4 protein-coding genes are annotated in these 4,447 nt (G+C 39.3%); all 4 read right to left on the bottom strand.

The genetic code is table 11. The features are described 5' to 3' along the window. Positions 1–249: 249 nt before the first annotated feature. The 4 genes from mobV to KNP96_RS16505 all read right to left on the bottom strand — a co-directional run bounded on the left by mobV (position 250) and on the right by KNP96_RS16505 (position 3,689). Positions 250–1,704: a MobV family relaxase gene (gene mobV, locus KNP96_RS16520; protein WP_214771838.1), complete on the bottom strand. Its 1,455-nt coding sequence runs from the start codon at positions 1,702–1,704 to the stop codon at positions 250–252. A gap of 201 nt (positions 1,705–1,905) precedes the next feature. Further along, positions 1,906–2,142 (bottom strand): hypothetical protein, encoded by a 237-nt coding sequence (locus KNP96_RS16515; protein ID WP_214771836.1) that lies wholly within the window; start codon positions 2,140–2,142, stop codon positions 1,906–1,908. Between the two features lie 66 nt (positions 2,143–2,208). Then, positions 2,209–2,538, bottom strand: coding sequence for a TM2 domain-containing protein (locus tag KNP96_RS16510; protein WP_214771834.1), 330 nt, complete (start codon positions 2,536–2,538; stop codon positions 2,209–2,211). Between the two features lie 116 nt (positions 2,539–2,654). Next, positions 2,655–3,689, bottom strand: a complete 1,035-nt coding sequence (locus KNP96_RS16505) for a protein rep (protein ID WP_214771833.1) — start codon at positions 3,687–3,689, stop codon at positions 2,655–2,657. Between the last annotated feature and the right edge of the window lie 758 nt (positions 3,690–4,447).

The following is a 4,447-nucleotide window of genomic DNA, read 5'->3' as shown; positions in this document are numbered from 1 at the left end:
TCCAAAACTTTTAAAGATTAAATGATCGACTCCCCAACCCCTCGGTCCCGAGGGGCTCCCTCGCCGGTAGGCAGGTTCTCACGTGGGGAACGTGAGAACAGCAAATAGGGTTCTGTTGTGTTGGGTGGTCAATTCTTATACTCATAACGAAAACCCCTCTAGAACGCTCTATGAGCGATTCTGAGGGGTTCTTTTCGTTATTCCGTTACATTGACACCCATATACGCTTAGAAACGGTCATACGGACTCCTAGCGCTCCATTTCAGACCCGTAACCCTTCTCTTTTCGTTCGTCAGCTAACAATTTAATAGCGAAGTCTCGGCCTTGCGCTTCTCGCTTATTCTCCGGTGCTGCCTCTTTATTCATTTTCAACGTGTGTCCGACGTAATGTTTCGCAAAACCAATCGCTTGATGAATGAAATTAGGCTTGTATATCGGCTTTCCTTCATCATCCAATTGAGCAATGAGAACTTCTCGGACTTTAGCGACAACTTGCTTGAAAAACTCAACCTGTCGTTTGAGAGAACCGTTCTCCATCTGTAACGTAAACATCTCGCTCAATTGACTATCTTTTTTCCTGTTATCCTTCTCCAGCGTCTGGACTCGTTGCTCCGAGATCCGCAATGCCCGTTGCATCCGTTCCGCGACTTCCGCCCGTTTCTTCAGTTCCAAGAACGTATCATTCGACATCGACACTTTGTTCAACAGATTCGGCTTCAAATCGAGATTAACGGACTCGTCGAGATCCAACTCTTTGAGCGAATCGATTCGCTCGTTGAGTTGTTTTTGATGTTCCTCGAGGTCTTTCTTCGTGGCATCCAAAAGTCCGTTCATATCCTGTGTATCCATGATGAGCCGTTCTTGATTTTGGCTCATATCGTACTCGAACTTCGTCACTTCTTCTTGAATCATACTGATTTTTTGGTTCGCTTCTGTTTTGGCAGCTTCGACTTTTTCTTCGAATCCTTTTTCAATTTGCTGTAACTTGATACTCTTTTCCGTTCTCCTGTAATAGACTTCTCGATGCAGAATAGTATGTTCTTCTTCCAACTCTTTCAACTGTTGGCTTAACTTTGATGTCTGCTTCTCTAACTCTGCTTTTTCTTTCTCCAAATCCAATTTTGCCTTGTACTCATGAATATCAAGTTTCTGTTTGGTTTTCTCTCCCGATCCACGTACCACATCGAATCCTTTTTCTCGTAATCGTTCCGGAATCTCGTCATGGATTTGATTCAAAGCCGCCTTATTCATCGTCGTCCTGGCTTGTAATCGTCCTGTATTTTTGTCAATTGGAAGAAAATGGCAGTGCATATGAGGCGTCGATTCGTCGAGATGGATCTTTGAACTCAGGACATTTTCTTTTCCAAACCGATCGACAAAATAATCATGACAAGTTTTGAAGTAATCGTGCATCTGATCATTCGACATTTCCTTTGCTGCTGATTCCGGAATCGTGATGATATTGGAGTAGGTGATGACCGAATTTTTTTGGACTCGTTTCTTTTCAGACTTGAGTTGATCGACCCGTTCTTTTGCTCGTTGATAGAGATTTAATTCACTTTGTACTAAGTCATAATTGAGATGCGTACGGTCGAGATCAATCATATTATTTTTAATTTGTCCTTCTCTTTCTTGTTCTCTTTCTTTGCCTTTGATGTCGGACATTTTGTTCTTTTGAGTGTTCCAAGCAAATTCGATCGACATAGGTTTTTCCTCCTTATAAAGACAAAGACCGAGAAAAGCGAGAGGGGAATTTGTCGGCGTTGATTTGATAAGAGTATAGCCCGCTATACTCTTGCAAAGCAAGAGGCGGTCTCTACGAGGTAAAAAGAGCATGGCTACGCCATTCAAGACCAATGTCGTTTCGTGTCGAAAACACGAAAAAGACGATGCCGCAGCATCGCCTTAAAAATGAAAATCATCGTCCATGAAATCTCGATTGAAGGGATCTTCGAGATTCAGGACTGTCCTGCCATCTTCATCTTTGAAAGATGAAATGACAGGCTTCTCGATCTGAACTCCATTCTCCGCATATTCGTTATAGATCCGTTCAAAGGCATTTCGAAATTCTTCTTGCGACCCTGCATCCCAATTCTCAATATCGTATTGAGGAAAATATTCCATAACAGATTTCAAATCCAAATGAATTCCTCCCTAATAAAAAAGCTTAATTACATAGGACAATATCCTGTGCAATTAAGCATTTATTCAAGCCTTAATTTCTTCAACTTCTGGTGCTTTATTTTGACTATCTTGCAAATTTTTAAGCATATTTGGATCGATAGTAACGTTTACTGTATTCACGTTTGTAGAAGTTGCAGAGTTATTATTGATAGAACCACGAGTTCCCATGAACATCATGTTTCGGTAATCTACACGACCACTTAACAAGAAGAAGTCTACTAACCACAAAAAGCCAAATCCGCCAAATGTAAATAAGTTTAAAATTCCCATTCCAATATCACCTACATAAAAACGACCAGCACCAAAAATTCCTAAGAAAGTGTGTAAAAGATAAGCCATGCCTTTAGATTTCAAAATAATTTCTCCTTCGCTCCGTATAATAAAAGATAAAATTCCTTAATATAGAATAACAGATGTGGAACAATTTACCTTATTTTTAAGGAAATTTTATTCGGTTAAAAAAGAAATAATTATTCAATATTCATTTCATCTAAAAAACCATGGTTATATTTTTGCTTTTCTAATTCAGTTAACGCAATATACTCGAGAATAAAATCAGATTGATCGGCACGCCAATTCGCCATGATCTTGTAGAAGTATTCGTTCTTGTCCTTCTCCATGTACTGTTCCAATTCATTTGCTTTGTACTTCAACATGTAGTCTTTAAAGAGACCACTATAAGCAATCACTTGCTTACCCTTCAAAGAATTGTAGAAGGTCTCAAATACTTCTGGACTGACGCCCATGTCGTTACTCTTTGCCGAGTACTTCGCAATCTCGGCCACAGCATTTCCTGTCTGTTTTTCCTTAATTCGTTCGATATGAACTTGCGTGATCGTGTAGTCACCAGTGACCTCTCGCCACATCTCTAACCATTCATCACGTTTGATGTAATTCTTAGAATTATTGAAGTAACTTTTTTTAACTGCAAGAACGACATGAAAGTGTGGGTTGTATGTATCATAGGTGGGATTTTCATCTCCTACTTTCAGTCCTAATCGTTCGTAATACGCTTGCTTTTTATCAAATAGTGGAGTCGTGATTAACGGATTTCCGTCATAAGTCATCTCCAATTTTCGAGCATATCCTTGAACTACGCGTTCTATTTTTCTCCTCTTAAACAGTTTGTGAAATGCTTTATTCATATTCGCGATCTCCGACTTTACTTCATTCGCTTTCACATTCGGTGTCGTCAAAGTAAGAAAAAGATATTTCACGTCATGCTCTTCATGCATAGCTTCCATTACCACCGATAGAGCCATTGCATCCTTTCGAGCCTTTCGCCAAGCACAAATCGGACAAAAACGATTCTTGCAGTGATTTCCGGCTATCATCTTTTTATTCTCCTTATCCAATGTCGAAACAAATAAGTTGAACGATCCGCAATTTTTATATAAGTCTTTCATTTTTTCGGAAAGATGTTCCTTTGCAAGTTCGTACATTCGGATATTTTCAAGCTTTTTCGGTTTTATAAGTGCAATAGGGTCTTGTTTTTTAGTAGTCATATTGTCTATAATCCATGTGTAGTATCAATTTATGGACAGTTTACGGACACCATAAAAGGGTAAAAAATAGCATGGATTAAAGAAACTCGCCTCCGTTCTTCGTTGGATTTTTGTGTGGTAACTTAAATGCTAAACGAGTATACTCGGAAACGCAAGTTTTTTTAGTCTAAAGCCGTTGGGGCGCAAGGGATTCACTCACTTGCTCGCCCCTTTTTTTGTGCGGAAATAGTTACCCTTATTATCAAGATAAGAAAAGACATGAAAATCGACAGCTCCAAATCGACCTTCACGCCTTCAAAATCATCAGATAAATGTGATGACCAACAACACTAACTTCAGTGTCCAATATAGAAAAATTACAGTTGCAGCTAAAGCTTTCATAACCCATGTGAATTTTTTCATAGATTGCATTCCCCCTCCCTTTGTTTGTTGTATTTTATGCAGGTGAACCGACGATATAACTGGGGTCAAACATTAGTCCGTCTGAACCTCTAAAAAACAAGTGAAATACGAAATTGTTTTACTTTACTCTCACGATTTAAAGAGCATTACAAAAATCTGTTCGAGCAAAAAAAATTGTTAATCGTCCTCCTTACCAACAAGGTATGAAGAACGATTAACAACCTTTTCATTATTTATTGATAAACCAACTAGATTTTCGCCTTTTTTTCCAAAACTTTTAAAGATTAAATGATCGACTCCCCAACCCCTCGGTCCCGAGGGGCTCCCTCGCCGGTAGGCAGGTTCTCACGTGGGGA

Source organism: Exiguobacterium sp. s133, from assembly GCF_018618595.1.
Classification (GTDB): domain Bacteria; phylum Bacillota; class Bacilli; order Exiguobacteriales; family Exiguobacteriaceae; genus Exiguobacterium_A; species Exiguobacterium_A oxidotolerans.
This window is presented reverse-complemented; position numbering and strand designations above follow the sequence as displayed.